This window comes from Brevirhabdus pacifica (genome assembly GCF_002797755.1).
Lineage (GTDB): Bacteria > Pseudomonadota > Alphaproteobacteria > Rhodobacterales > Rhodobacteraceae > Brevirhabdus > Brevirhabdus pacifica.
In genome coordinates this window covers 1-25,357 of the sequence record NZ_PGFI01000016.1, presented here as the reverse complement: position 1 = coordinate 25,357, position 25,357 = coordinate 1, and the positions used below count along the sequence as shown (strand labels likewise).

The 25,357-nt window shown below is 60.8% G+C and carries 29 protein-coding genes and 1 pseudogene; 12 read left to right on the top strand and 18 right to left on the bottom strand.

Going from position 1 to position 25,357, the window contains the following annotated elements; genetic code table 11:
- The first annotated feature begins 3 nt into the window (after positions 1-3).
- The 4 genes from CLV77_RS15645 to lnt are packed head-to-tail and all read left to right on the top strand — an operon-like array spanning position 4 to position 3,285.
- A complete protein-coding gene (locus CLV77_RS15645) occupies positions 4-459 on the top strand; it encodes a DUF411 domain-containing protein (RefSeq protein ID WP_043772538.1) in 456 nt (151 codons plus the stop codon).
- A 12-nt stretch (positions 460-471) separates the two neighbouring features.
- Positions 472-1,254 carry a ZIP family metal transporter gene (locus CLV77_RS15640; protein WP_038008344.1) on the top strand — a complete coding sequence of 261 codons (783 nt, stop codon included), beginning with the start codon at positions 472-474 and terminating at the stop codon, positions 1,252-1,254.
- 28 nt (positions 1,255-1,282) lie between these two features.
- Positions 1,283-1,741: a signal peptidase II gene (gene lspA, locus CLV77_RS15635; RefSeq protein WP_058249023.1), complete on the top strand. Its 459-nt coding sequence runs from the start codon at positions 1,283-1,285 to the stop codon at positions 1,739-1,741.
- Positions 1,708-3,285 (top strand): apolipoprotein N-acyltransferase, encoded by a 1,578-nt coding sequence (gene lnt, locus CLV77_RS15630; protein ID WP_076981268.1) that lies wholly within the window; start codon positions 1,708-1,710, stop codon positions 3,283-3,285. Before lspA ends, lnt begins: the two co-directional genes overlap by 34 nt.
- A 9-nt stretch (positions 3,286-3,294) precedes the next feature.
- Here the strand turns inward: lnt and CLV77_RS15625 are convergent, their stop codons facing one another.
- Positions 3,295-3,807, bottom strand: a complete 513-nt coding sequence (locus tag CLV77_RS15625) for a L,D-transpeptidase family protein (protein WP_076981267.1) — start codon at positions 3,805-3,807, stop codon at positions 3,295-3,297.
- A 63-nt stretch (positions 3,808-3,870) separates the two neighbouring features.
- Positions 3,871-6,225: a heavy metal translocating P-type ATPase gene (locus tag CLV77_RS15620; RefSeq protein ID WP_076981266.1), complete on the bottom strand. Its 2,355-nt coding sequence runs from the start codon at positions 6,223-6,225 to the stop codon at positions 3,871-3,873.
- A gap of 182 nt (positions 6,226-6,407) precedes the next feature.
- On the opposite strand from CLV77_RS15620, the gene CLV77_RS15615 reads away from it, so the two are divergent.
- Positions 6,408-6,692 (top strand): hypothetical protein, encoded by a 285-nt coding sequence (locus tag CLV77_RS15615; protein ID WP_043772563.1) that lies wholly within the window; start codon positions 6,408-6,410, stop codon positions 6,690-6,692.
- 47 nt (positions 6,693-6,739) lie between these two features.
- On the opposite strand, the gene CLV77_RS15610 is transcribed toward CLV77_RS15615, so the two are convergent.
- The 7 genes from CLV77_RS15610 to CLV77_RS15580 all read right to left on the bottom strand — a co-directional run bounded on the left by CLV77_RS15610 (position 6,740) and on the right by CLV77_RS15580 (position 12,606).
- Entirely contained in the window at positions 6,740-7,402 is a 663-nt protein-coding gene (locus tag CLV77_RS15610) for a L,D-transpeptidase (protein ID WP_009503854.1), read from the bottom strand.
- Between the two features lie 291 nt (positions 7,403-7,693).
- Entirely contained in the window at positions 7,694-8,215 is a 522-nt protein-coding gene (locus CLV77_RS15605) for a c-type cytochrome (RefSeq protein ID WP_138919430.1), read from the bottom strand.
- On the bottom strand, positions 8,208-8,702 hold the full coding sequence (locus CLV77_RS15600; RefSeq protein WP_043772565.1) for a DUF411 domain-containing protein: 495 nt from the start codon (positions 8,700-8,702) through the stop codon (positions 8,208-8,210). Before CLV77_RS15600 ends, CLV77_RS15605 begins: the two co-directional genes overlap by 8 nt.
- Positions 8,702-9,631 carry a WD40/YVTN/BNR-like repeat-containing protein gene (locus CLV77_RS15595; RefSeq protein WP_233128156.1) on the bottom strand — a complete coding sequence of 310 codons (930 nt, stop codon included), beginning with the start codon at positions 9,629-9,631 and terminating at the stop codon, positions 8,702-8,704. The genes CLV77_RS15600 and CLV77_RS15595 overlap by 1 nt, the downstream gene beginning before the upstream one ends.
- A 17-nt stretch (positions 9,632-9,648) precedes the next feature.
- Positions 9,649-10,314 (bottom strand): multicopper oxidase domain-containing protein, encoded by a 666-nt coding sequence (locus tag CLV77_RS15590; protein WP_233128155.1) that lies wholly within the window; start codon positions 10,312-10,314, stop codon positions 9,649-9,651.
- Positions 10,315-10,389: 75 nt separating this feature from the next.
- A complete protein-coding gene (locus tag CLV77_RS15585) occupies positions 10,390-12,006 on the bottom strand; it encodes an ISL3 family transposase (protein ID WP_076981265.1) in 1,617 nt (538 codons plus the stop codon).
- Between the two features lie 141 nt (positions 12,007-12,147).
- Positions 12,148-12,606 (bottom strand): MBL fold metallo-hydrolase, encoded by a 459-nt coding sequence (locus CLV77_RS15580; RefSeq protein ID WP_236861033.1) that lies wholly within the window; start codon positions 12,604-12,606, stop codon positions 12,148-12,150.
- Between CLV77_RS15580 and CLV77_RS16565 the strand changes: the two genes are divergently transcribed.
- Positions 12,605-12,769 (top strand): hypothetical protein, encoded by a 165-nt coding sequence (locus CLV77_RS16565; protein WP_170043973.1) that lies wholly within the window; start codon positions 12,605-12,607, stop codon positions 12,767-12,769. The two genes, CLV77_RS15580 and CLV77_RS16565, sit on opposite strands and share 2 nt — an antisense overlap.
- Here the strand turns inward: CLV77_RS16565 and CLV77_RS15575 are convergent.
- From CLV77_RS15575 to CLV77_RS15545, 7 genes are all read right to left on the bottom strand, one after another.
- The gene (locus tag CLV77_RS15575; RefSeq protein WP_074838768.1) at positions 12,760-13,326 is read right to left on the bottom strand and encodes a biotin transporter BioY; all 567 of its coding nucleotides are present in this window, start codon (positions 13,324-13,326) and stop codon (positions 12,760-12,762) included. The two genes, CLV77_RS16565 and CLV77_RS15575, sit on opposite strands and share 10 nt — an antisense overlap.
- A gap of 49 nt (positions 13,327-13,375) precedes the next feature.
- Entirely contained in the window at positions 13,376-13,744 is a 369-nt protein-coding gene (locus CLV77_RS15570) for an acyl-CoA dehydrogenase family protein (RefSeq protein WP_074838771.1), read from the bottom strand.
- A gap of 76 nt (positions 13,745-13,820) precedes the next feature.
- Positions 13,821-16,901, bottom strand: a complete 3,081-nt coding sequence (locus CLV77_RS15565) for an efflux RND transporter permease subunit (RefSeq protein WP_076981264.1) — start codon at positions 16,899-16,901, stop codon at positions 13,821-13,823.
- Between the two features lie 33 nt (positions 16,902-16,934).
- Positions 16,935-18,056 carry an efflux RND transporter periplasmic adaptor subunit gene (locus tag CLV77_RS15560; protein WP_229724297.1) on the bottom strand — a complete coding sequence of 374 codons (1,122 nt, stop codon included), beginning with the start codon at positions 18,054-18,056 and terminating at the stop codon, positions 16,935-16,937.
- A gap of 13 nt (positions 18,057-18,069) precedes the next feature.
- Positions 18,070-18,621, bottom strand: a complete 552-nt coding sequence (locus tag CLV77_RS15555; protein WP_224769550.1) for a TetR/AcrR family transcriptional regulator — start codon at positions 18,619-18,621, stop codon at positions 18,070-18,072.
- 72 nt (positions 18,622-18,693) lie between these two features.
- On the bottom strand, positions 18,694-19,296 hold the full coding sequence (locus CLV77_RS15550; RefSeq protein ID WP_036540318.1) for a TetR/AcrR family transcriptional regulator: 603 nt from the start codon (positions 19,294-19,296) through the stop codon (positions 18,694-18,696).
- A gap of 237 nt (positions 19,297-19,533) precedes the next feature.
- Positions 19,534-19,857, bottom strand: coding sequence for a winged helix-turn-helix transcriptional regulator (locus tag CLV77_RS15545; RefSeq protein ID WP_027238707.1), 324 nt, complete (start codon positions 19,855-19,857; stop codon positions 19,534-19,536).
- A 162-nt stretch (positions 19,858-20,019) separates the two neighbouring features.
- Between CLV77_RS15545 and CLV77_RS15540 the strand changes: the two genes are divergently transcribed.
- The 5 genes from CLV77_RS15540 (at position 20,020) to CLV77_RS15520 (ending at position 23,390) form a co-directional block, all read left to right on the top strand.
- On the top strand, positions 20,020-20,427 hold the full coding sequence (locus CLV77_RS15540) for a DoxX family protein (protein WP_157802081.1): 408 nt from the start codon (positions 20,020-20,022) through the stop codon (positions 20,425-20,427).
- Positions 20,428-20,490: 63 nt separating this feature from the next.
- Positions 20,491-21,306, top strand: coding sequence for a DODA-type extradiol aromatic ring-opening family dioxygenase (locus CLV77_RS15535; RefSeq protein ID WP_037931959.1), 816 nt, complete (start codon positions 20,491-20,493; stop codon positions 21,304-21,306).
- An 8-nt stretch (positions 21,307-21,314) separates the two neighbouring features.
- Positions 21,315-21,812 carry a luciferase domain-containing protein gene (locus CLV77_RS15530; RefSeq protein ID WP_037931962.1) on the top strand — a complete coding sequence of 166 codons (498 nt, stop codon included), beginning with the start codon at positions 21,315-21,317 and terminating at the stop codon, positions 21,810-21,812.
- A gap of 28 nt (positions 21,813-21,840) precedes the next feature.
- Positions 21,841-22,737 (top strand): SDR family oxidoreductase, encoded by an 897-nt coding sequence (locus tag CLV77_RS15525; protein ID WP_037931965.1) that lies wholly within the window; start codon positions 21,841-21,843, stop codon positions 22,735-22,737.
- A 20-nt stretch (positions 22,738-22,757) separates the two neighbouring features.
- The gene (locus CLV77_RS15520; protein WP_027238702.1) at positions 22,758-23,390 is read left to right on the top strand and encodes a glutathione S-transferase family protein; all 633 of its coding nucleotides are present in this window, start codon (positions 22,758-22,760) and stop codon (positions 23,388-23,390) included.
- 101 nt (positions 23,391-23,491) lie between these two features.
- Here the strand turns inward: CLV77_RS15520 and CLV77_RS15515 are convergent.
- Positions 23,492-23,905: pseudogene (locus tag CLV77_RS15515) on the bottom strand (transposase family protein); the annotation flags it as partial.
- 25 nt (positions 23,906-23,930) lie between these two features.
- Between CLV77_RS15515 and CLV77_RS16955 the strand changes: the two are divergent.
- On the top strand, positions 23,931-24,161 hold the full coding sequence (locus CLV77_RS16955) for a hypothetical protein (protein WP_369824838.1): 231 nt from the start codon (positions 23,931-23,933) through the stop codon (positions 24,159-24,161).
- Between the two features lie 122 nt (positions 24,162-24,283).
- Here CLV77_RS16955 and CLV77_RS15505 read toward each other — a convergent pair whose 3' ends face one another.
- Positions 24,284-25,282 (bottom strand): hypothetical protein, encoded by a 999-nt coding sequence (locus CLV77_RS15505; protein WP_085047421.1) that lies wholly within the window; start codon positions 25,280-25,282, stop codon positions 24,284-24,286.
- Between the last annotated feature and the right edge of the window lie 75 nt (positions 25,283-25,357).

Here is a 25,357-nt window from a genome sequence, read left to right as displayed (position 1 = left end):
CCCATGAAACGCATGACCCAAGCTCTTGCCATCACGCTCGCCCTGTTCCCAGCGGCCCAGGCCCTCGCAGAGGCAACGGCGATCGACGTCCGCAAGACCAACGGATGCGGCTGCTGCCTCTCGTGGATGAAACATCTCGAAGAGAACGGGTTTGTGCCGACCGGCCAGGACATGTTCGGCGGGCTTCTCGTGCGCTTCAAGCTAGACAACGGCGTGCCGCAGCGCATGGTCTCCTGCCACACCGCGCTCATTGACGGCTACGTGATCGAGGGCCATGTACCGGCCGCTGACATCCGCCGCCTTCTCGAGGAGCGCCCGGACGCCGTCGGCCTCGCTGTTCCGGGGATGCCCTATGGCTCGCCCGGCATGGGGCCAGAAGACGACCGCGAGGCCTATGATGTCTTCCTCATCCGCAAGGACGGGTCGACGGAAGTCTTTTCGAGCTACGCCGAAGGATAATCTGGCCCGCCCATGGAAAATTTGTCTCCGATAATGCTCGGCTTTCTCGGAAGTCTTGCCGCCGGATCGCTCACAGCAGTCGGAGCAGTTCCCGTGCTGTTCGGGCGCATCCCGTCTCGGGCCACACGCGATCTGTCGCTCGGCTTCGCTGCCGGTGTGATGCTCGCCGCTTCTTTCTTTTCGCTGATCATCCCGGCATTGGATGCGGCGGAGCCGATGTTCGAAAACGGCGCGATGCCTGCGGCCATCGTATGCGTTTCGATTCTTCTGGGCATGGGGGCTGTCGCCCTGATGAACGAAAAGCTGCCGCACGAGCACTTCAAGACGGGACGCGAAGGGCCCGAAGCGGCGTCTTTGCGGCGGGTCTGGTTGTTCATCATTGCGATCACGATCCACAACTTCCCTGAAGGCCTTGCCGTGGGGGTCGGCTTCGGATCCGGAGGTATGGAGGGCGGTCTGCCGCTCGCCATCGGCATCGGGCTTCAGAATGCGCCCGAAGGATTGGCCGTCGCTGTATCTCTGCTGGGCGAGGGATATCCGAAGCTGCGCGCCTGGGGCATCGCGGCGCTGACGGGCATGGTCGAGCCGATTGGCGGTTTGCTCGGGGCCGGCATCATCACACTGTCGGAACCGCTGCTTCCATGGGGTCTGGCCTTTGCCGCGGGCGCAATGCTCTACGTCATTAGCCACGAAATCATCCCCGAAACCCATCGCAGCGGCCATCAGAACAGGGCGACGCTCGGTCTCGCAGTCGGGCTCGTTCTGATGCTGTTCCTTGATGTCTGGTTGGGATGAGGCAATGTCACTAAACAAGGTATCTCCGATGATCGGCGTCTTCGCAGCACTTGCTGCGTTCGCGATCGATCAGATCACCAAAGCCATTGTCGTTGCGAATGCCGTCACTTTAAGCGCCGGAATTCCCGTGTTTCCGGGATTCATCCTCGTCTTTTATCGTAATGACGGCGTGACTTTCGGGATGTTGGGCGGCGCGCCGTGGTGGAGCCTCATCGCTCTCGCTCTTGCCATCTGTGTTTGGCTGGGGGTTATGCTGTTTCGCGCCGACAATGCGGTGGAAACGCTTGCCTACGGTGCGATCATTGGCGGAGCCCTGGGCAATGTCATCGATCGTGTGCGGTATCGGGCTGTAACAGACTTTCTCGATTTCTACATTGGCACAACACATTGGCCTGCCTTCAACTTGGCCGATGTATTTGTCGTCAGTGGCGTGGGGCTCTTGCTCGCCGCGCCATGGATCAGCGCGCGGCGTTCGATCAAGTCGTGAAGCCGGAAATTCTGAACCGCATCGCTCTGCGCCACCGTTTTCTTTCGCGGATGACGCTTGGTTTCGCCGCCGGGGCGATGACCGTTCTGACTTTCCCGCCTCTTTCGATTCTCCTGCTCGTTCCCGTTGCCTATTCCGCGTTGTTTGTCGGGCTTCGCGATCTCTCCTTCGGGCGCGCTTTCCTCGTCGGCTGGGCGTTTGGTCTCGGCCAGTTCGGTTTCGGGATTTGGTGGATCGCGGAAAGTTTCTACGTCGAGGCCGAGCGGTTTGGGACGATGGCGATTCCGGCGGTCGCGGGATTGTCCGCAGGTCTCGCGATTTTCCCAGCCATTGCCGCTGCGCTTTTTGCCGAAATCGCGCGGCGCGGAGCCATGGGCAGTCTCTTGGCCTGCCTCCTGTTCGCGACCTCCTGGACCGTGGCCGAGTGGTTGCGTGGTCACGTTCTGACAGGGTTTCCCTGGAATCTGGCCGGTTACGCACTTGTAGACTACGCCGCCCTTCGCCAGACCGCCGCCTGGGTCGGAAGCTATGGGTTAAGCTTTCTCACCGTGTTCGTTGCGGTACTCCCCGGCGCGGCTGCCATGGCGTCCGGGCGGCAACGATTGACCATCTCGCTCATGGCGCTGGCCGGCATAGCGACGATGTGGGCTGTCGGCACACTTCGCCTCCAGTCGGATGCACAACAGCCACCCACTGTCGACCTGCGCATTGTCCAAGGCAACATTCCACAAGAGGAGAAATGGGCGCCCGAGAACCGCGAGGCGACATTCGCGCGCTATCTTGAGCTTTCAACCCGGCGCGGCGATTTCGACGTTCTTCTCTGGCCGGAAACCGCCTTTCCGGGTTTCCTCGATGAGGATACGGAGGCGCAGGCCCGCATTGCCGCCGCGCTACCGGAAGGCAGCGTGCTGCTCACCGGGGTGCCGGACCGTGTACCGAGCGACGATGGCACCCGATATTTCAACACGGTCCAGGCTTTTGGCGAGACGGGCGAGATCCTGACCGGATACGCGAAATACCATCTCGTGCCGTTCGGCGAATATGTCCCATTCCGCGGCTGGTTGCCCATCGAGCGGCTCACGGCGGGTCTGGGCGATTTTACGCCCGGACCGGGCCCGCGAACGCTTGCGCTTCCGGGTGTGCCGCTGGTCGCCGTGGCGATCTGCTATGAGATCATCTTCCCAAGCCATGTGGTCGACGACCTGTTCCGACCCGACTGGATTTTTAACGCGACAAACGATGCCTGGTTCGGCACCAGCATCGGACCCGAGCAGCATCTGGCTTCCGCACGGATGCGCGCCGTAGAGGAAGGCCTTCCTGTCATCCGAGCCGCGAATACGGGCATCTCTGCGGTCATCGACGCGAGCGGAGAGATCGTTGCGCGGCTCGATACCGGCGAAACGGGCATCATCGACGCTAGCCTGCCCTCCGCGCGACCGCCGACACTCTACGCGAGCTTCGGGGACTGGATGCTGTTGGCGCTCATCTTGGCTTCGTGGAGCTCAGCAATGGCGCCAATGCGACGGCTCACTACCGCCGCATGAGAAAGACCGTCATGCAAAGATGTGGATAGGTGTTCCGTCTTTCACCATTGCATAGATGTCCTCGATCTGCCGATCTGTGACCGCGATGCAGCCAGCTGTCCAGTCGCGGACGTCCGTCGGATCGATGCCGGGTCGTGGACCACCATGGATGAAGATGTCGCCCCCCGGGGATCGGCCCTGCGCCTCGGCAAAAGCGATGTCGGCCTGATTCGGATAAGAGATGCCAACCGAAAGATGATACGTACTGTCGGGGTTGCGCTTATCGACTACGTAAGCGCCCTCAGGGGTCCGGCCGTCTCCCTCGAATTGCTTGTGACCCTCAGGAGCGAAACCCAGCCCGACCGGATAGGTTTGCAATACGCGATCGGCTCCGTCGAGAACAAGCAAACGCTGCCCCTTGTAAAGCCGAACACGGGTCACTTCGGGTCCGCCATAGCTGCGGAACTTGCTGGCACAGCCAGACAGAAACGCTGCCAACCCGCCCAACAGGACGGCGCGGCGGGGAAATCGGATGGTTTTCACTGCTCGACGCCTCTTTCGTGAGGTCTGATATGGACATTACGTTACCTTGCAAATGCTGCCTGATCAATGTCCGTGGGCAAGCGCGGCTTTTGTCATCTGTGGGCCAACCTGCTCACCGCCGGACGGCGGCGCCTTGGCCTCTTGGCCGTTCAGCAGGCGCAGGGCATTGGCCACCACCAGCAATGACACCCCTACGTCGGCTGCAATCGCGCCCCACATCGATGCCAGTCCGAACGCGGTAGCGACAACGAAAACGCCCTTGGTCGCCAAGGAAATACCGATGTTCTGATGGATAATCGACATTGTCCGGCGCGAATGACCGATCAGCCAAGGCACCTTCCCGAGGTCGTCGGTCATCAGGGCAATATCAGCCGTCTCGATTGCCGCGTCCGAACCAACAGCACCCATCGCGATGGCGTAATGCGCGCGCGCCATGGCGGGGGCGTCGTTCACCCCGTCGCCGATCATGGCCACCATGTCATGCGTTTCGACCAGTTCTTCGATGGCTGTCACCTTGTCTTCGGGCAGAAGCTCGGCACGGACCTCGTCGATGCCGACCTCGGCGGCAACGGCGCGCGCTGTCCGCTCGTTGTCGCCCGTCAACATGACGATGGTCTTCACGCCTTGCGCGTGGAGCTGTGCCACGATGCCCTTGGCATCGGGGCGGATACGGTCGCGCAATTCCAGGATGCCGGTGACGCCGGTGTCGTCGCCTACGGCAACAAGGGTGCTGCCAGCCCCTTCGATGCGGTCGCGCAAATCCTTCGGAATGGCATCGCCGAATCCCTTCTCCTCGGCAAACCGGTCCGACCCCAGCCAGATCGACCGGCCGTCTGTGCGTCCTTCAAGTCCCCTGCCCGGAACGGTTCGGGTATCTTCCGCGGCGGATACCTTGATGCCGTCGGCTTCTGCCCGCGCGAGAATGGCGCGCGCCAAGGGATGCGAGGAACGTGCCTCCAGCCCAACGGCGAGGGTCATCAGATCTTGCGCCGAAGCCCCGCCCAGCGGATGCACAGCCGCCACTTCGGGCTCGCCCATTGTGATTGTGCCGGTCTTGTCCATGGCCAGCGCGGTGGTCCGACCCGGTGCCTCGACATAGGCACCACCCTTGATGAGTACGCCCGCCCGCGCCGAAGCGGTGAGCGCCGCGACGATGGAGACCGGTGTCGAGATGACCAGAGCACACGGGCAGGCGATCACCAGCAGAACGAGTGCATTGTAGAACCAATAATCCCAGGCCCCCCCGAAAATGAGCGGCGGCAGCAGGGCAATTGCAATGGCGAGAGCCATGACGATAGGCGTGTAGATGCGGGCGAATTTCGCCACCCACTGCTCCACGGGCGCGCGGCGGGCATGGGCGTCACCGACCATGCGGATGATCTTGGCCAACACGGTGTCCGAGGCGGCCTTCGTGGCGCGCACCGTCAGTGTGCCTTCGCCGTTGATCGTACCGGCATAGACTTCGTCGCCTCGTTCCTTTGGGACCAGCGCACTCTCTCCGGTGATTGGCGCCTGATCGACCGCGCCGGCGCCGTCCGTCACCTCACCATCGAGCGGGATACGGTCGCCACCGCGTACTATGAAGCTTGAGCCTACGGCGACTTGGGCCGCCGGAACGTCGGCCTCGCTTCCGTCTTCGCGGATCACGCGCGCCGTCGGTGGTGCAAGGTCCAAGAGCGCCGAGACCGCATTCCTCGCACGCCCGACGCTCCAGCTTTCGAGGTAGAGCGAGAGCGAGAAAAAGAACGCAACCGTCGCCGCCTCGAAGAATTCGCCAAGCCCTATGGCACCGGCCACCGCGACCACCATCAGCAGGTTCATGTCGGGCGACAGTCTCCGTGCGGACGACCATGCCTTGGGTGCCACGAGCCAGACACCGAACAGGATCGCAACCGCGAATAGCCCTGCCTCGACCCGTGGCATCGGCGCTTCGCCGTGCCCTGCGAAGAGGCCGAGTGCCCCCCCCATGCCGGTCTCGATGATGTGCCACAGAAATCCCGCGGCCCAGAAGCCGCCACTGAGCGCCGTATACAGCCGCTGGCGTGCAAGATGGGCCGCCTGGTCGACCGACGCGTTTTCGGCATCCCAGGGCTTGGCGGTCATGCCGGTGCTTGCGACCAGTTCTGCAATTTCGCCGTCCGATACACTCTTGGCGCTGTCGAGAATAGTCATCCGTCCATTGATCACGTCGAACGCGAGATGCTCGGCCCCGCCGATCTTCGGGCCAACCACCTTGTTCAGGATCGCGACCTCCTCGGCGCAATCAAGGCCGGACACCTGAAAACTGCGCCCGCCCGTTGGCGCGGGCGTCGTCGGAACGATGTCGCCGCACGTTCCGGCGCCCCCGCAGCAGCTGCCGCCGGTTGTCTGGGCATCTTCGGCGTGATCGTGGTCGTGACGATGGGTGTCGGACGGCATGAATGGACCTCTGGATTCGGGTGCTTTACCATGACATAGCCCCTACAGTGGCTAGAGCTTCAAGAGCAAAATACGGTGGTATTTCAGTTTGTTTTATTGCTAGAGGATGCGGCGACCGGCTCCATCACGCCTTGAGGCATGAAAAGCCGATGCAAAGAAAAACAGACACGAAAGGAAGCTTGATGCGGGTTTTGATGCTGAAGCAAAAAATAATGTTTGCAGTGGCGCTGTCGCTTACGGCCGGGTGCGCAATCCAGCCGACTGGATCGGGCGACTCGGCAGACCAGCCGGGCAACGTTCCCGAAGCTGTGATTGCAATGGCTGCCCCGGATCAGGATGTTGCAACCGCGCGCTTGGTGCCGGAAGACGGGTGCTACTGGTACGAACACAGCGGCCCCGTTGAAACGACCTTGTTGCCGCTGCGCACGGTGAACGGCAATCCGATCTGCGTCGCGCGGGAAGCGTGACGACGACCCGCACGTCACATCATTTCGCTCAAAGCTAATTACCTCATTCAACTTCTCGCGGTAACACTGTCCTCAGCCGAATAAAGATGTGCTGTCGATCCAATCTCGACGTTCGGATAGAGCTCGTTGATGTGTGCCATAACCATCCGCACGCAACCCGAACTCGCGCGACCGCCGATGCTTCTCGGATAGGGTGTGCCGTGTATCCGAAGATAGGTGTCGCGATCTCCGACATAGAGATAGAGCGCCCGCGATCCCAAGGCGTTTTGAGGGCCAGGTTCCATCCCGTCGGCCCATCTTGCGTTTTCAGGATCCCGCTCGATCATGTTCTGTGTCGGCGTCCAGTGCGGCCACCTGACCTTGCGCTTGATGTTATAAACACCTGGCTCGTAGAGGTTGCCCCGCGCGATCGCCACGCCGTAGCGCATCGCGGTTCCACCCTCCTCAATGTGGTAGAGATATCGCGCAACCGCATCGACATGGATGTCTCCTGGCACGAGGCCGTCCTTCGCGTCCACACGCTGAGGCAAGAAACGTGGGTGTAGTCCCCAAGGGTTTGACGTGGCCGGATCGAAGCCGGGCGGGCTGACTTGCGCGTCCCATTCAGCCTTCTGCGCTTCGGTGGGCCAGCTATCGGCAAACACAGGGTTGGCCACAGTCGCCGAAAAGAGCGCTGTTGTCGTTTGAATGAAGTGTCGTCTTGTCAGCATTTCGTACCCTTTCGGTTCCCGCCGACGATTGATGGCAAGAACGGTATATGTTCTCCTTGAATAGATAGGACTTCTAGTGGCTAGAGGTTCAAGGGCAAATTTTCGTGAACGCATGCACGCGACCCTGGTAGCACATGCTTGCCTTGGGGGCGGGTTAACGGCCAACCAGGTCAGGTCCGAATTAGCGTGGTAAAGCGGGAGTCAGGGGGCGGAGTAGGACAGATTTGCCGAATTGGTCCCCCGGTGGATCGGTTTTGGTCGAAAGATACTATCCTGACACCCTGTCGATCTTCACCCGCCCGTGTCATTGGCCGAAACTTCGGCTTGGAACTCACGTTGTCGCTCAGGCCAGGTGCTCTTGATGTAGACGAGGATAGCCGCGATCTCTGCGTCTGTCAGATCCTCTCCGAAGGCCGGCATGTCGCTCTCGTATCCCGGCACGACGGCCCCGACCCCGCCTTTAGTGATCTGAAAAAGCATGCGGTCTGAATGGTGCCAAGTGTGGCCTGAGTCATCATGCGGCGGGGCCGGCATTCTTCCTGTGTCAAGACGACGACGCCAATCGGGCTGACCCTCGAGGCTGGCACCATGGCAACTGGCGCAGTTGTCCGCATAAAGCTGTTGCCCTGCCATGACCTGGGATGCAAGCACGGGCTCTCCCAAAAACGTCAGTCCCTCGACACGCGGGTCAACCGGTTCCGATTGGGCCAGCACCACAACGCCGGTGGTCGCGAGCGCGGACACTAGGGCAGCGAGGTGCACTGACCGCCTGACCGTACACTTCGCCGATCGATCTTTCGGCCCCTTATTCATCGGCATAGATTGAGATTCCTTCCGGGCCAAAGGCGTAGGTCCTGAGCGTGCCTGACTTGACCGCAGCCATGCCCGGTGCGTTCGCGGGCATTCCCGGCAAGGTGATACCCGTTATCGCCGGACGGGTTTCCAGCAGCCGCTCGATGATGTCGACGGGGACGAGACCGCTGACATAGTAGCCGTCGATCTCGGCCAAGTGGCAGCCGATGCCCTGGGCGGGCACACCGACTTCGACCGAGCGTTTGTCGAAGTCGCGGTCATCCACACGCGTTACGGTAAAGCCGTGTTCTTCGAGATAATCCCCATAGGCATCACAGCAGCCGCAGCCCGGATCGCGCCAGATGGTGATCTGCCTTTCGCTGCCCGCCAGACCGGGCGCCACATCGCCTGTCGCTTGCGCCCAGGCCGATGTGGTCAGGCCCACCATTCCGACAATGCCGCTGCCAATCAGACCAAGCGCGTTTCTTCTCTGCATCATTTTCTCCATCATCGTTCTCCTGTTTCGATCCAGGTTGCGCCGCCGTCACGGCTGATTTTCAAGATGCCGCCCAACAGGGCAGCGATGTAGGTCTCGTCTCTTGGATGAACCGCAACAGCGGTCGCAGCTTTGCTCGCCCGCTTTTGCCAGATGACTCCGCCGTCCTGCGATGCCCAGAGGCCCGAACGCAGCGCGGCATACATCACTTCCGGCGCCGAGGGGGCACTGGCCAGCGACAGGATCGGTTCACCTCCTGGCAATGGCGCTTCGGACGGTGGGGCTTCACCCGCAACCAATGCGTCCATCGCATTGCCTGGCTGCACGTCCTGCCAGCGACAAAAGCAATCGGGCACCCGCGTTAGGCCAACCTCGGTGCCCGCATAGATCCAGATCCCGCCCATGCCGGTCTCAAGCTCGACCGAAGCCAGAGAAAGAAGTTCCCGCTCTGCGTCGTCGAGCCAGGGGCGGTCCATGGCGAGCGACCAGGTTGCACCGGCGTCTTCGCTCTTCCACAACCCGTCGCCGCGAAGCGAGGCATAGATCATGTCCGGGTTCCGCGAGGCGATAGCAACGGCAGTGATTTCTCCGTCAGGCAGCCTAGCTTCAAAGATACGCCACGAAGCGCCCCCGTCTTCGGAAATGCTGACACCGCCCTCGGCCAACCCCGCAACCACACGGCCGGGCCGGTCGCGATGGGTCGCCAGCGACAGCACGTTCCCCAGTGTCTCTGCCGCGGTCCAAGTCTGGCCGGCATCGTCACTGACGAACAACCCTCGGTCTGCCAGCAGGATGGTATCACCATCAAAGGCCAGAGCCGCTGGATCACCATCGACTGCAGCCTGCACAAGCCTTGGCAACACCGTGGCTAAGCCGCTACCGAGGACGGCAGCAAGAACCTTGCGCCGGTTTGGCCGACATCCAATCTCAATCGATTTCAATCTGCTTGCTCCTCTGCTCATGCGACGCGGATCACGCCCATCATCCCGGCCGCCTGGTGCTCGAGGATGTGGCAATGGAACATCCAGTCTCCGGGATTGTCGGCGACCATGGCGATTTCCACTTGCTCGCGTGGCGCGATCAGCACGGTATCTTGCCATTCGCGGAAATCGGTCGGCACCCCATCGCGGCTGATGACGCGGAAGGAGTGGCCGTGCAGATGGATCGGATGGTCGAAGGCCGTGGCGTTCGTCATCTGGAGGACATGACTCGCGTCGCGCTCCAATGTCAGGAAAGGATCGAGCATGTGCCCTTCGGCCGCAACGCCATTGACGAACCACATGCCGCCGCCCACGACGCCACCCATCATTCCGCCCATCATACTGCCGGACTGGCTTAGGCCCATCTGGCGCTCGACCATTGCTCCCATCATACCCCCGGTGAACAAGATTTCGTGACGACGGGCCGCGTTCAGATCAGGTTCGGCAAGCGGATTGGCTGGAAGGGCAATTTCCCATTCCGGCAGCGCGGCACGCAGGGGCGTTTCGTCAAAGACGACATCCAGCAGGTTGAATTCATTATCGCGATAGGCGCGGTCGACGATTGGAAGCGTGGTTCCCGGGTCGGCAGGGCAATCGAGCATTATGTCGGCACGCATCGCCGGGCCCAGCTGTTTCGGCTTCATGGGGCGGTCGCCCAACTCTATAAACTGACCCCGTCTGTCCACGGGGTGTCACGTAGCCCTTAATTCGGCTCTGCCTCAATCTGTGTGGCGGAACGGTAGCATTCTCGCCCGCAACAATTCTGGACCGGCCCGACCGTACATGGCGCGTTTGAGGGTTTTCAGGCGGTTGATCTGACCTTCCGCCTGGCCGTTGCTCCAGGGCATCTCGATAGCGTTTTTTACCGCATCGAAATCTCGGTTCAATGTGCGTGCGAAGCGCACGATGGGCGCCAGGTCGGTTTCGATCGCGTCGTCGATCCATGCAGGGAGCGGGTCTGCCTCGCGGCCACGCAGGATACCGTTGAACCGCATGACGAGGCAGCGCATCGTTGCGAAGGCGGGAGAGCCAGCCTTGAGCGCGTCGACTTTCCGCGCCTGATCCGGGGTGAGTTTTCCGCGGGGTTTGATACACAGCGCTGCCGCGATGACCGGGGAGATCGCGTGCCCCGTTTCCGGGTCCCGGACCGGTTCCAGGATCTGGTGCTCCAAGGCAGGGCCCTTCGCTTGCTTTTCGGCTCTGCGCCACCCCGCCAGCAGCCGCTGCAAATGCGTCGGGCTCCCCTCGTAGCCACGCTCTCGGATCAGACGGAACAGGGCGCTTCCAGTTCGAATTCCGCCATTCCAGCTTTGGCTCAGGAACTCTTCAAAGTACCACGGCGAAGTCGGCTTCAAAGCTGCCCGCCTGCGGTCCGGCGGCGTCTCGAACTGCAGCCATTTCGCGATGCTGCGACGAGGGAACCCTGTTCGCCGCCCAATCTCGCTGCAGGTAAGCCCCTGATTTCGGAGCACATGGATGGTGGTGAAAATCTCTTCCCGAGACGTCCTGTGCGCAAGGCGTGACTTCAGAAGGCTTCCGGCGGCGGTGATGTTGTCGGCGTCGGACAGCAGCGCCCTGCCGGTCGCACGGCCGTGAAGGTTCATCTGCTCCTCGATGGCCTGCCGCAGGTTCTGCACGATATGGAACCGGTCAGCGACCTGCTTCGCTTGCGGCGCTCCTTGCCGTGCAGCCTGGGCGTAGAGACCGCACCGATCTCTGCTGATCACTTCCACCTCGGGGTGACGCTTCAGCCAGTTGGTGCAGCTGACGACATCTCGATCCTCGAGAATGTCGATCACCGCGCGACGCTCCAGATCCACAATGATCGTGCCGTAGGTTTGCGACTTCCGCCAGCTCCAGTCGTCGATCCCGATGACCGTCGGCGGCTCGGCGGTGCCTTGAACACACTTCTTCAGCTGCCTGAGCACCGTGTCATCGCTGACACCAAGGCCCAAACGGTACAAGAGCCGCTCGGCGGGCCGCCCGCCGGCCGCATGCCCAAGATGGCTGACAATCTCCCCGGCACGCGAAGTACGACGTGCAAAAGGACGCGCAATCGAGGCGATCTGGTCCGAGAAAGTCCGGCGTGGGCAAGCGGGCGCCAAACATCGCCAACGGCAAACCGCGAGATCAACCGTCACCTCGTCTCCATGGGCGGGATAATCCTGCAGCCGCCGACGCCGCCAGCCGTGACGTCGGCGTGAATGCAATCCACAGTCTGGGCAGATGCCGTTTGGTGTCAGACTGCCCGATACAATCCAACCGCCGGAATCACTTCGCTCGACGCTTTGAATCGAAACTTCGCCCCCAGGCGACCAGTGCTTCTTCGAATTCACAACTATCCCTCCTGAATTTTCCAGTTTCAGGATAGTTCCGCCACACAGATTGAGGCAGAGCCGAATTAAAGGCAAAATCTCATATTTAAGGGCAAAGCACAGCCGTTGATTTCGTTGGATTTCCCATCTCACAATCAAGGGCTACGCGACACCCGTGAATAACACTCCATCCAGCCTCGCAAAGCAGAGGTGATCGCTCGCGTGACCGGGTGTGTGAAGGACAGTAAGACCGGCAATCCTTTGCCCGTCTTCCAAAAACCCGTCGGGTTGAAATGCATCGTCTGGAAAGGCACGCGAAACATAAACGGGCAGACCTGTCCGTTCGCGCAATCCCGGCACGGCACCGAAATGATCGGAATGGTGGTGTGACACTAGAATTCCGGCCGGGTTGCCTCCCAGATTCTCGACAATTGCTTCGAAATGTGCACTGTCTTCTGCTGGACCCGGATCGAGAATGAACCGACCGTCAGGTGTATCAATGATGTAGCTGTTCGTCCCGTGATAGGTCATCTTCCCGGGATTGCTCGCAACGATCCTCAGGATTCCCTCGGCCACCTGTTCTGCACGCGCGCGACACGGTTCCGGCTCTGTGTGAAACATGCTGCGTTTTGTCATTGAATACGACCACTTTCTGACAGTGAAAAGTCTGGGACTTGCAAAGCCGCCTTTTGCTTTGCATAGCTTTGGAAGCCTCGGGCTGGCGTCCAGCGCCGGTCAGAACCGGCGCTGGAACAAGGCAACAAAGCCCAGCAGTCAAGCGTGACCCCGATTATGGAAACCTGTATACAGCACTACAGCAATTGCTGCCTTCGTCAGGTCTCCAAGCAGGAACGGGTAAAGCCCGGCGTTCAGCAATTTTTCGCCATAGCCGACAAAGCCACCCAACCAGAATAGCCCTGCGCAATACATAAGTATCGAACCGGAGAGGACCGCTACAGATGCTCTGATTGAAGGCGGAAGCCCTGCCAGCTTTTGAACCATCCATCCTGCAGCCGCCGCCGCGAGCGCAAACCCAATCAAGAATCCGCCAGTGGGACCCGCAAAATAGGCCAGACCCGCCGGTGCGGGAGGCGTGCCAGCGAAAACCGGCAGGCCAAACAGACCTTCCAGAAGGTACGCAGCGACAACTAGACTACTGCGCACCGGCCCCAGGAAAAGGCCGAGACCCAAGACCACCAGGGTTTGTGTTGACATCGGTACCGGGTAGAACGGCACCGCGATTTTGGCGGATAGTGTCAGAAGTATTGTGCCGATGAGTATTATTGAGATCTCTCGGGTCAGTCTTGCGACCGGTTGGCGTTGAGTGGCTTCCAAATTCATCTGTTTCGTCCTTGTTTCTGTAGATCGTTGATTTGCTGGATAGGGAAGCTCACATGCGCTTGGCGACTTCTTCCAGCATGACCTCGCTCGCACCGCCGCCGATGGCCTGAACACGGGCGTCGCGCGACATGCGTTCAACCGGGGTTTCGCGCATATAGCCCATGCCGCCGTGAAACTGGACGCAGTCGTAGAGCACGCTGTTTACCAGTTCGCCGCAATAGGCCTTGACCATCGAGACCTCTTGCACGCAATCGTGGCCCGCCGCGTCCAGACCTGCGGCATGATAGACCAGCTGCCGTCCCGCCGCGATCCTCGTCTGGCAGTCTGCCAGCCGCTGGCGCACCACCTGCTTGTCCCATAGGACACCGCACGAGGCGCCCTGGGATCGTCGGACTCCCGGAGCTTCGCGACGATCCACTCCGGTTTTGTTTTTTCTGGGCCATTCCGCTATCCTCAAATTGGCTCGAAATCCTATTTTAGGGAGGATCGTTGTGTCAGGCGGTCGCCGCTAGGCCGTCCGACTGTGCGTCCCGTTTCGGTGGCCGTATCCGGAACAGAAGCGCATAGAGCACCGGAACCGCGACGAGCGTCAGGACCGAAGCAAAGGCGAGGCCGCCCATGATCGTCACCGCCATCGAGGCAAAAAACGCATCGGGCAGAAGCGGAATCATGCCAAAGATCGTCGTGCCGGCGGCGAGCACCACAGGGCGAAGACGGCTGACTGAGCCGTCGATCACCGCCTTGTAATCGGGCACACCCTGTGCACGTAGAAAGTCGATCTCTTCGATGAGAACGATTGCGTTCTTCATCAACATTCCCGAAAGCGACAGGAAGCCGAGCAGGGCCGTAAATGTGAAGGGCAGACCGGTGAACAGCAACCCCAGGACCATGCCCGTCACGGACATTGGCACCACGAGCCACAGGATCAGCGGTTGGCGGACTTTGTTGAACATCAAAATCGAAATCGTCAACATGACCAGGAAGCCCAGGGGAAGCTGCTTGCCAAGCGACTCCTGAGCCATCTGCGCACTTTCGAATTCGCCGCCCCATTCCATTGCATAACCGTCGGGAAGCGGGATGGATTCGATCTCGGTGCGGACGCTTCGGAATGCCTCATCCGCGGTGAGATCGCTGCGGGCACCGCCGAGGGCGGCGATTGTCCGCTCTCGGTCGCGCCTGTGAATGAGTGCCTCGACAAGACGGGGATCGAACCTTTCGACAAGGTTGGCCATGGGTACATAGGACCCTGCCCCATCGGACCACACCGATAGGTCACGAAGGCGGTCAACTCCGTCGCGTTCGCTCTCGGGAAGCCGGAGATGGATCGGAATCAACACGTCGTCCTCGCGTAGGTCGCCAACGCGCAGTCCGGACGTTCCATAGCGGATGGTATCCGAAATCGCTCCGCGCGTCGCGCCGGCCAGCCGCATTCGTGCCTCGTCGACGACGGGTTCGACAAGGATTTCACGCTGCCGCCAATTGGTGCGCGGATTGGTGATGGTTCCTGCCTCCTCGTATATCCTGATCGCATCATCCGCGAGCTGGCGCAGGACGACCGGATCGGGGCCCGAGAAACGAACTGCAACATCGGCACCGGCCGGCGGTCCGAACACGATTTCTTCGACACGGATCAGAGCGTGGGGGAATTCGGCTGGCAAATCCCGGTTGAGCCTGCTCGCGATCGCCGGGATCGTTGCGGCGTCCGCAACCCGGACGATGAGCTGGCCATAGCTGGCATCCGCCTGTTCCGGATTGTATGTCAGCATGAAGCGGCTTGCCCCCCGCCCTACGAGGGCCGTTACCCCGGTCACAGCATCCTCATCCAGAAGTATCCGCTCAAGCCGCAGCATCTCTTCGTCGGTCGTGTTGATATCGGTTCCCTGCGGCATCTGGAACTCGACGTAGAAAATAGGCGTGTTCGAGGCGGGGAAGAAGGCCTGCTTGACCTGGGCGAAAGCCATGACCGACCAGACGGTGATCCCGATGATCGTCAGAACGACCGGGATGCGGGCGCGCAGCGCCGTCCACAGAACCCCGCGGTAAATCCCGTAGAACGGGCCCTTGTAGGGATCGTCCGAGGTGTTCTTGGGGGCCTTGAGCAGCAGCTTGCCAAGATACGGCGTGACCGTGACTGCCAGAACCCAGCTTGATAGCAGCGAAATGGCGATCACGGCGAAAAGCGAAAACAGGAACTCGCCCGTCGCATCGGGCGACAGCCCGATACCGGAAAACGCCATGATCCCGATAACGGTTGCCCCCAGCAAGGGAATGGACGTCGAGGATTCCGTCTCGGCAGCAGCGTCTTCCGCGCTTTTTCCTCGCGCCATGCCGATCACCATCCCTTCTGTGATGACGATGGCGTTGTCGACCAGCATCCCCATCGCGATGATCAGGGCGCCCAGGCTGATCCGCTCCATCTGTATCCCGAACACTGACATGAAGAACAGTGTGGAGAAAACGGTGAGCCCGAGGGTCGAGCCCACCACGAGGCCTGCGCGCCAACCCATGGTCAGCATCAGCGCACCGACCACGATCGCGACCGACTGTCCGAGGCTGACGAGAAAGCTTGAAACGGATTCGTCCACCACGACATGCTGCTCGTAGATCGGTATGATCTCGACACCTTCAGAAAGCCCCAACTTGAGCCGTTGAAGCCGTGCTGAAACCGCCTGACCGACTTCGACCACGTTTTGGTCCGTCAACGCGGAAACGCCAAAGGTAAATGCCGCCGTGCCGTTCTGCCGGATGATCTGGCTAGGCTGTTCGGCCGCCTCGCGGGTCACGCTGGCGATGTCGCTGACAGCGATCTGGCCGACATTTCCGGCCGTGCCCAGCCGCAGCTCCTCTATCCCTTCGGGGCTAATATAGCCCGGCGGAACCGATAGGCCGATCCGGGCAGGGCCCTCGGTGATCTCGCCGTTGGTGAACACCTGGTTTTCGTCTGCGAGAATGCCCAGGATCTGGGTCGGCGGAAGGCCCAGCATCTCGAGGCGTGCAGACGGGATCGAGATGGTGATTACCTCTTCGGAGAGGCCCTGAACCTCGACCTTGGCGACGCCATCGACAGTGACCAGTCCGAGCCGGAGCGTCGTGGCCAAATCCCTCTGCTCCGATGGGCTCAGACCTTCGGTCGTTACCGCATAGAACATGCCATAGACGTCGCCGAAATCGTCATTGATGATGGGCGGTCGCGCTCCTGCGGGAAGGTCCCCCTCCACGTCGCTGATGCGGCGGCGCATTTCGTCCCAAACCTGCGGGATCTCGTCCGGGCCATAGGTCATCTCGATCTCGACGGTGATCTGCGCCATGCCCGGCATCGACTTCGATTCCACCCGGTCGAGCTGCTTCATTTGCTGCAGCGCATTTTCGACGACGTCGGCGACCTCCTCTTCAACCTCCAGAGCCGTGGCGCCGGGATACGGCACGAAGATGAGCGCCGTTTTGAGCGTGAAGCTCGGGTCTTCAAGTCGACCGACCGTGTTCAGCCCCCAATAGCCGCCGAGGAGACAAAAGATGATGGTGAGCCAGACCGCCACAGGACGCTCGATGCTCGCTCGTGAGATGCTGAGTGCCATGGTTCTATTCTTGTCCTGTCAAAAAGAACGGGATCAGAGCCCCGAAACTGTCACGGTCTGATTGTCCCTGAGCCGCCACCAGCCGCCGGAAACAACCAATTCGTTGCCCTTCAGGCCATCCAGAACGACAATCTCATTGTTGATCGGAAGACCCAAACGGACCGCCCTGCGCGCGACCTGGCCGGACGTTTCTTCGTAGATCCAGATGGACGGTTCGGTTCGGCTCGTCGTATCCACCGCCGAAACCGGAACGATCACGGATTGCGGGCGATCTGCTTCTGCGGCAATGGAGATGCGCACATCCGCAGTCATCCCGGGCAGAAGACGCGGGTCGATATCACCCGTGATCGCAAATTCCACGTCGTAGGTCTGCGCCGTCCGGTCGGCATCGGTCGCAAACGAGCGAAGCACCAGAGGCGCGGTGTAACCCGGAACAGCCGGAAAAGTTGCAACGATCTCGAAGGCATCGGGTGCCGACCGCGCAATGGCCGCAAGTTCCTCTGGCAGGGAGATCACGAGCCGCATCTCGCTGACATCCTGTAGACGCGCGACAGGCGCGGCCGACGTGACGTTGACATATTCTTCAACGAAGGTGCGCGCCACAATCGCGTCGAATGGCGCGACGATTTTCGTTTGGGACAGGCGCCGCTCTGCCTCGCGGAGCGCGACTTCTGCCTGGACGAACTGCGCGCGGGCCGTGTCGAGGCGCGCGTCGGACGCCACGCCACGATCGGCGAGGTCCGAGGCGCGCGCGAGTTCGGAATTCGCCAGGTCGTAGGACGCCTGAGCCCGGTCGACGGCGAGTTCGAAATCGATTTGGTCGAGCTCCGCGATCACCTCGCCCTCGCGAATCGTGTCGCCGGGCTCAACCTCAAGGCGAATGATCTGCCCGGGTATCTGAAACGCAAGGTCCACCGTTCGAGCAGGTTCGACGCGGCCTGCAACGCTGCGAGACTGACTTACGACGCGATTGAGCGCACGGGTCACTTCGACCGTGACTGGTCGCTCCACGTTCGCTGCAGGCCTTGTATCGACTTCTGCCTCCAGGGTGTCCGTCGCGGTCTGGGCCAGCACATCGGTCAGGAACGGCGAAACAAACGGGACGGCAACGGCCGACACGGCCGCTACCGCAATAACAAAAACGATCCGCTTCAAACTTCGTGTCTCTCTATTCGAGTTCATTAATCATGGCCCTCAATTGCTCGATGACGCGTCCCCTGAGATCCGCGCCACCGTCGGGAAGGCCCAGAAGTTTCTGGAACCGAAGTCCCTGGATCGCTAGGACGACAACCATAGCACCCGGAGTGTCTTGTGTGTCGGACAGGATACGCTCAAGGTCGCCGGTCAGTTCAGCCCGTAGCGGATCGAGCAGCCGCGGATCTGACGCGGCAGCCGCGAGAATCGCCATCGAGAGGTCGTCATCGACGGCTCTGGCTTGCACGATTGCTTCCAGGTGCCCACGCAGGGTGCGGGATCTGCGATCTTCCGGGACTGATGCCAGGCGTTCGTGATGTTCTGCGAGCATCTCATCAAGCAGCCCGGCAAGAAGCGCTCTCTTGGTCGGAAAATTGTATAAGACCCCGCCTTTACTGAGATCGGCCTCACGCGCGACGGCGTCGATCGTAATCTTTCCCGCGCCCTCTCTGTGCGCAATTGCCCGCGCAGCGCCGAGGATCCTTGGTGACGCATTCTTTGCCTGCATTTTGGATTGTATGGTCATTATTCACTGTCCATTCGGCAATTTTATTGAGAGATTTGGAGCACTGCCCCGTTGTCGGAAAGCAAGGTCAGTTCAGAGCTCTACTCTATGTCCGCTCCCGTAGAGTCGCAGGAATGCAGTGACTGCATCGGCCGCATGCTTGTCCCGCTCGACTGTTCTTTGCACGGCCAGCAGGCGTGGCATCAACAGTCCAGAAACGCAAAGATGTATGAAGTGATCCGCAACACGCGGGGGGTTGTCGATCTCAAGCGCGCCTTCCCGGGAAAGGCGTTCCAGAACTTTACTGATGAGTTCGCGTGCCCGTTTCGGTCCGGCACGAAAATACACCTCCCCGACCTCGGGAAGCATCTCGGTGGCACCGATACACGTCCGCAGAAGGCGGATGTAGGTTTCGTCCAGAACGAGATCGATCATGCGCAGGGCAAGTTTTTCCAACTGGGCGCGCGGCTCGGGACCTGCGGACAAGGGTCGGAGGATCTCTTCCGCAAGCCGACCGCATTCGGATTCCACGACGCTCAGAAACAGCTGCTCCTTGGTCGGGAAATACGAATACATTGTTGCCTTCGACACTTTCCCTTCGGCGGCAATGGCATCGACGGTGGCGCCTTCATAACCGCACCGGAAGAAGACCTCCCGCGCGCCGAACAAAACCTCGGCCATTTTTCTCTCGCGCATCTCGCTCTTCCTGTCCTGTGCAGCATTGCGGGATTTCAAACTTGACTGTACCGTCTAGTCGGTACAGTAAATTGATTTTTATGTGGCGGCAAGCCGCAAACCTGGGCGGATCGTTCGGAGTGAGTGCCGCCTGTCAGGCATACCCAACGCGGCTTTCAATTCGTCATGAGCTTCGGGCCGTGCTCCGTTCGCGGTGCTTTCTGGCGCGGGATTATTCCGCGAACAGGACGGACGTCATCATTCCGCCGAGCGTGCCGTCCCGTCGAAAGCACCCTCCGCCTCCCAGCGGCGTGCAATGGATCCAAGGGTGTCCAGCACACCGCGCAGCTCCGCGCCGCGTTCAGTCAGCCCGTATGTGACAGCGGGCGGGATGGTCATGGCCTGCTCGCGCCAGACCACGCCGGCATGTTCCAGCATTCTCAGCCTCTCAGTCAGGACCCGGGTGGAAATTCCAGGCACCAGCCGTTTGGTCGCGCCGAAACGCTGTGGACCCTGTTCGGACAGAACCCAAAGGATATAAATCGTCCAAGGTCCCGTGATGACACGCAGCAGCGCCTCCATCGGGCAGGAAGCTGGTTGGACGCTTTTCATTGTGGATAGCCCTCGCAGCCCACGAAAGTAAGTTACTTTTAAGTGCCTACTTTAACTGATGAAGCAAGGCACCTAATGATACTATATGGAAAACGGCAGCCTAACAACCCGCCGAAAACCGGGAGAGCGGCAGTGAGTGACAACGTGGCAAAATATGTCTACTGGATCGCGACCGGCCTTGTGGCATTGGTCTATCTGGGTGCGGCGGCCTTCTACATCTCATCCCACGACATGGTCGCGGGCATGTATCGCGAGGTGTTGGGCTATCCCACATACATCATCTGGCCACTCGCAATTTTGAAGATCGTCGGTGCCGTTGTGATCCTCTGGCGCCCTTCGGCGGTGCTGGCAGATTGGGCCTATGCGGCAATGTTCTGGCATCTGGTGCTCGCCTTCGGGGCCCATGTGGGCGCAGGCGATCCGGGTTGGTCGCCGGCTCTGGCGACCTGGGTACTCCTGATCGTCTCGTGGCTGACCGCCAATCGCGTGCGTGCGGTCAAGTCGGCCTATGCACCGGCAGTTCCGGCAGCGCCAATCTGATCTGCTGCGGAGTTGCCACGGGGGTGCCCATAGCCTCGGACTTGGGTTTAAAAGGACGACAACATGACTGAAAAGCAGCCGACATTGTTTGTTCCCCATGGGGGTGGCCCCTGTTTCTTCATGGACTGGAACCCGCCTGACGCCTGGGATCGGCACCGCAAATTCCTTGAGGACTTGCCTGCGAGCCTGCCGGCAAGGCCCAAGGCGCTCCTCGTGATCTCGGGCCATTGGGAAGAGCGGGTCTTTACCTTGCAGACCAACCCCGCCCCGCCTCTGCTGTTCGACTATCAGGGATTTCCGCAGCATACCTATCAGCTAACCTGGCCCGCGCCGGGCGAGCCCGCGCTGGCGACCCGCGTACGCGCACTTTTAGAAGACGCGGGATTCCAAACCGGGGCCGATGCTGCGCGTGGCTTCGATCACGGGGTATTCGTTCCACTAAAGGTGGCTTTTCCTGAGGCCGACATCCCCACCGTCCAATTGAGCCTGCGCGACGATCTCGACCCCGAGGCGCATCTTGCCGTCGGTCGCGCGTTGGCGCCCTTGCGCGACGAAGGGGTGCTGATCATCGGATCCGGCAATACCTATCATAACATGGGCAAGATGATGCGGGCGATGAGGGGCGGACCGGACGGCCCGGTGAACGGCGGAGACTTTGACCGATGGCTCACGAGTGCGGTGACCCATGAAGACCCCGCAGTGCGCCATGCCATGCTGGCCGAGTGGGATCAGGCGCCCGGCGCACGCGATGCCAATCCGCGCGAGGAACATCTGATCCCGTTGCACGTCGTGGCCGGGGCTGCGCTTGCGGATCGGGGGGAGAAGACCCTCGAGGATCACGTGTTGGGCGCGGTCGAAAGCGCGTTCAGATTTGGATAGGACCAACCATGAGCTTCGAACTTCCCCCGCGGCAGGGCCCGCGCCCCGACACCACCGATTGCGCCCCGCATGAGCAGGTGTCGCAGAACTCCTCGGCAGAGATCCACGCATTTTTCAAGGAGAAGGCCTTCGCCCTGCCCTTCGTCGAGCGCTGCCGGTCGGGCATCTCGGTGCCCGGCGCCGAAGCACTGGTCTTGCCGGTGGCGCATGCCTGCGGCCCGCGTGAAGCCTTCATGATCGGACGCGAATTTGCCCATGTGCATCCCTCCTATGACGGTTCGTCGCACATGATGCTGCCGCTGGCGGCGGTCGATGAACTCATCGCCAAGGGATGGGGCGAACCGCACCCGATGGCGTCGGCCGGACACATCCCGGCAAATGCCGTCATGGCCTTTGCGCCGCGCGATGGGTCAGAGGTCGACGTCATGATCAAAATCCTGACAACGAGCTGGGACTTCGCCCGCGGCAAGCTGGCCAACCCCGCGCAGGTTCACATCCACGGCTGACTCTCTCTCAAAGAACAGGAATACGCCCATGGCAAGCTTTCAGAACGGACCATTTATCGTCACAGGCGCCTCCGGCCAGCTTGGACGCCAGGTAATCGATCAACTGATCGAGGCGGGCGCCGGTCCGATCATCGCGGTCACGCGCAACGCCGACAAACTCGCCGAGTTCAGGGACAAGGGGGTGGATGTTCGCCAAGGCGATTTCAACGCGCCCGAAACACTGGGTCCGGCCATCGCGGGCGGCAAGCGGATCCTGATCATCTCCACCGACGATCTGGAGCCGGGCAAACGGCTCGCGGCTCATTCCAATGCGATCACCGCCGCACGCGAGGCGGGTATCGACCACATCGTCTATACCTCGCTTGCCAGCCCGGTACCCGAAAGCCCCATCACTTTCAGCAAGGATCATCAGAACACCGAGAAGCTGATCGAGCAAAGCGGCGCCAGCTACACGATCCTTCGCAACAACCTTTACACGGATCTGTTGCTTATGAGCGGACCGCAGGCGATCGACATGGGGCAGCTCTTTGCCGCGGCAGGGGACGGACGGGCGAGTTACGTCACGCGCGCCGACTGCGCCCGCGCCGCCGCTGCCGCGCTGATGAATGCGACCGACCGCGAGGTCCTGGACATCACCGGGCCCGAATCCACCGGCCAGGCCGATATCGCGGCGCTTTTGTCGGACATCGCCGGCAAGGACATCCCCTACGTTCCGATGCCGGCCGAAGACATGGTGCAGGCGATGATCGCAAATGGCCTGCCCGAGTTCATGGCGCGTGTTTTCGTCTCTTTCGACCAGGCAATCGCCGAAGGCTACCTTGATGTGGCCAGCGACGATCTCAAGACGCTCACCGGCAAGTCCGGACAGTCGGTTACCGATTTCCTGACCGAAAACCGGGCGGTGCTTCTTCGGGCGCCGCAGTAACTATAGAGGCGGACAAAATCATGAAACTCTACAACGCGAATTTCTCGCCCAATGCGCTGCGTGTGCGGGCGGTGGCACACGAACTGGGCGTGGACCTCGAAATCGTCCAGGTCGACATCCGGGCCGGGGACAACCGCGCGGCGGAATTTCTCGCTCGCAATCCCAATGCAAAGGTGCCCGTTTTGGAGGACGGGAATTTCGTGCTTTGGGAATCCCGGGCAATTTGTGCCTATCTGGCGGGGCTTCGGCCCGAGGCGGGCCTCTATCCTGAGGGCCGCAAGGCGCGGTCCCTCGTCGATCAATGGACCTGGTGGCAAGCGATCCACCTTGGCCCGGCGATGCAGAAATTGTCCTTTGAGCTGTTTCTCAAAGAGAAATTCGGCATGGGCGATCCCGATCCGACTGTGGTCGAAGCGGAACGAAAAGCCACAGATCAGTTCCTTGCCGTTCTGGAAACCGGACTCGACGGCAAGGACTGGATCGCAGGCGCACTCAGCCTTGCCGACTTCTATCTTGCGACCACCTTCATGTATCGCGATCAAGCGGGGATTTTACTGGACCAGTACCCAGGAGTTGCGAGTTGGATCGACCGGCTAGAAGCGCGTGACAGCTGGCAAGAGGCTGTGGCACCCCTAAGGGCGCTTTTCCGCTGACGTCGTGATCCAGGGGGTAACATACCCCTGACGAGTGCCGAGGTTGACGATACGGTCGGCCGTTGTCATCGCTTTGATCTGATCGTGGGTCAGAAAGTCAACTGACCCAGCCTCCCGATCAGGTCATCCAGTTCGCGGATCATCCGCTCACCTGACAGTGAGCGATCCACCACAGTGGCCGCCAAGGCTTCGCGCGTGCAGTCATCCACGATGCACAACACACGGAACCTTTGGCCATTAGCAAAGGCATCGGACACGAAGTCCAACGACCAACGCTGATTGGCGCGATCCGGCACTAGGATGGGCCTGCGCGTACCCAGTGCGCGTTTGCGTGATCACCTGCGGCGCACGGCCAGCCCTTCCTCGCGATAGAGACGGAAAAGCTTCTAATGGTTCACTTCAAAACCCTCTCTGGCCAAAAGGATGCCCTAACTACGATATCCGAACCGGCGACGTTTATTCGCCAGTTCCCGCAGCCATTGGCGCAGGGCGTGGTCGCTCCGATCCTGATTCCGATATGACTGGGAGTTCCATAAGTCCTTGATCCAGGCCTGTGGGTCACAAAATCTGTTGTCGCTTCATGCAGTTCTTTACGAAAAATATCTGCGGTACCAGATGTTGGTTCTTACATACCGTGGGCAAGAAGCCGTGGAAGAACATCGAAAAAGGCCTAGTCCACATGCTTGCGGCCTTCTGACGTTCTGCGAACTTGGCTGGCATGACCCCGGGTCCGACGCGGATAGCGGACTTAACTCTTGCTGCGGGTCTTAGGCGCGCCGCTTTCGCCCGAGAAGTATTCGTCCCAGGTGCGCCCGAGTCATGCGCACTCTTGGCCAAGAGCCAACTTAACATATGCGTGCTTATGCGTGTTCTGGATCACCTTCGGGCCCTCTTCAGGTCGCTGCCTGCCACATCCGGAACCGCCCCTGCCCAGTCACTTCCCGGATGAGGCCTCGCGCTTCCATCCATGCGAGGTTGCGCTGAACCGCTGCCCGACTGGCACCGGTCAAGGTTTGGGCCATAGGAGCGGAAACGAGGGGCCATTCGGTCAGGGCCACAAGCAAGTTTGGCGGGGTTTTACCCGAGAGCGCCGCCGTCTCGGCTTCCGCCCGCGTTGCCCATGCTTCGAGATCGTCGAGATGTCGCATCGCGGTCAGGCAACCAGTTTCCATCTCATCCAGCCAGCGGGCCAATCTGTCGGCTGGACGGCCGGACGCACGTAAGCCCCCTGCCCCGCCCATGGCCAGCGGCGCAAAGACGGCTCCATTGCCGTCGCTGGCCGCGATCCTGCCAGCAGTCACAGCGGCCTCAATCCGGTCTCCACATTGGCCGAGGCCAGCCAGACTCCAGAGGTGAAACCCCATGCAAGCGCGCGTGATCGGGTGGAGGTCAACCGCAGCTGTCATCACGTCCAGCCAGCTCCCAGCACGCTCGTCAAAGCGCTCGGCATTATCCTCGAATTTCTCAGGATCACGCCGATCCAGGAAGGCCGCCAAATCTACCATTGGCTCCGGACCACCTGTCAGGCGTCGCACAGCCCATCCGGCCCGAGCCAGTGCTTCTGAGTCATCCTGGACTCCAGATAAACGCATGGATACCCAAAGCGCCAGCCGATCGGGGCTCACACGATCGCCTGCGAACCAGCTGAGATCCGCCGCCTCTATTAGAGCCAGTCTGTGCCGCCAGCCCTCCGGGCCGCGCAGCAACCGGTCATCCATAGCACCCAGGCGTCCAGCCACCTTTGCCAGCCGCGCAGTATGAGCACCCTCTGCCTTTTCCCAATCTTCGATGACCACGGTATCAGGCGGTTCCGCCCGTGGCCCAGGAGGCAGATCATCCGGTTCTTCCTCGGGTGGCCCAGGCAAAAACCAGTGTCGCATTTTCTTCACCATTTCAGCACATGATTATTACGTGATTTCTGGATGATACGGGGTAAGCACACATCATTTTTCAGCTTAAGGCTTCAA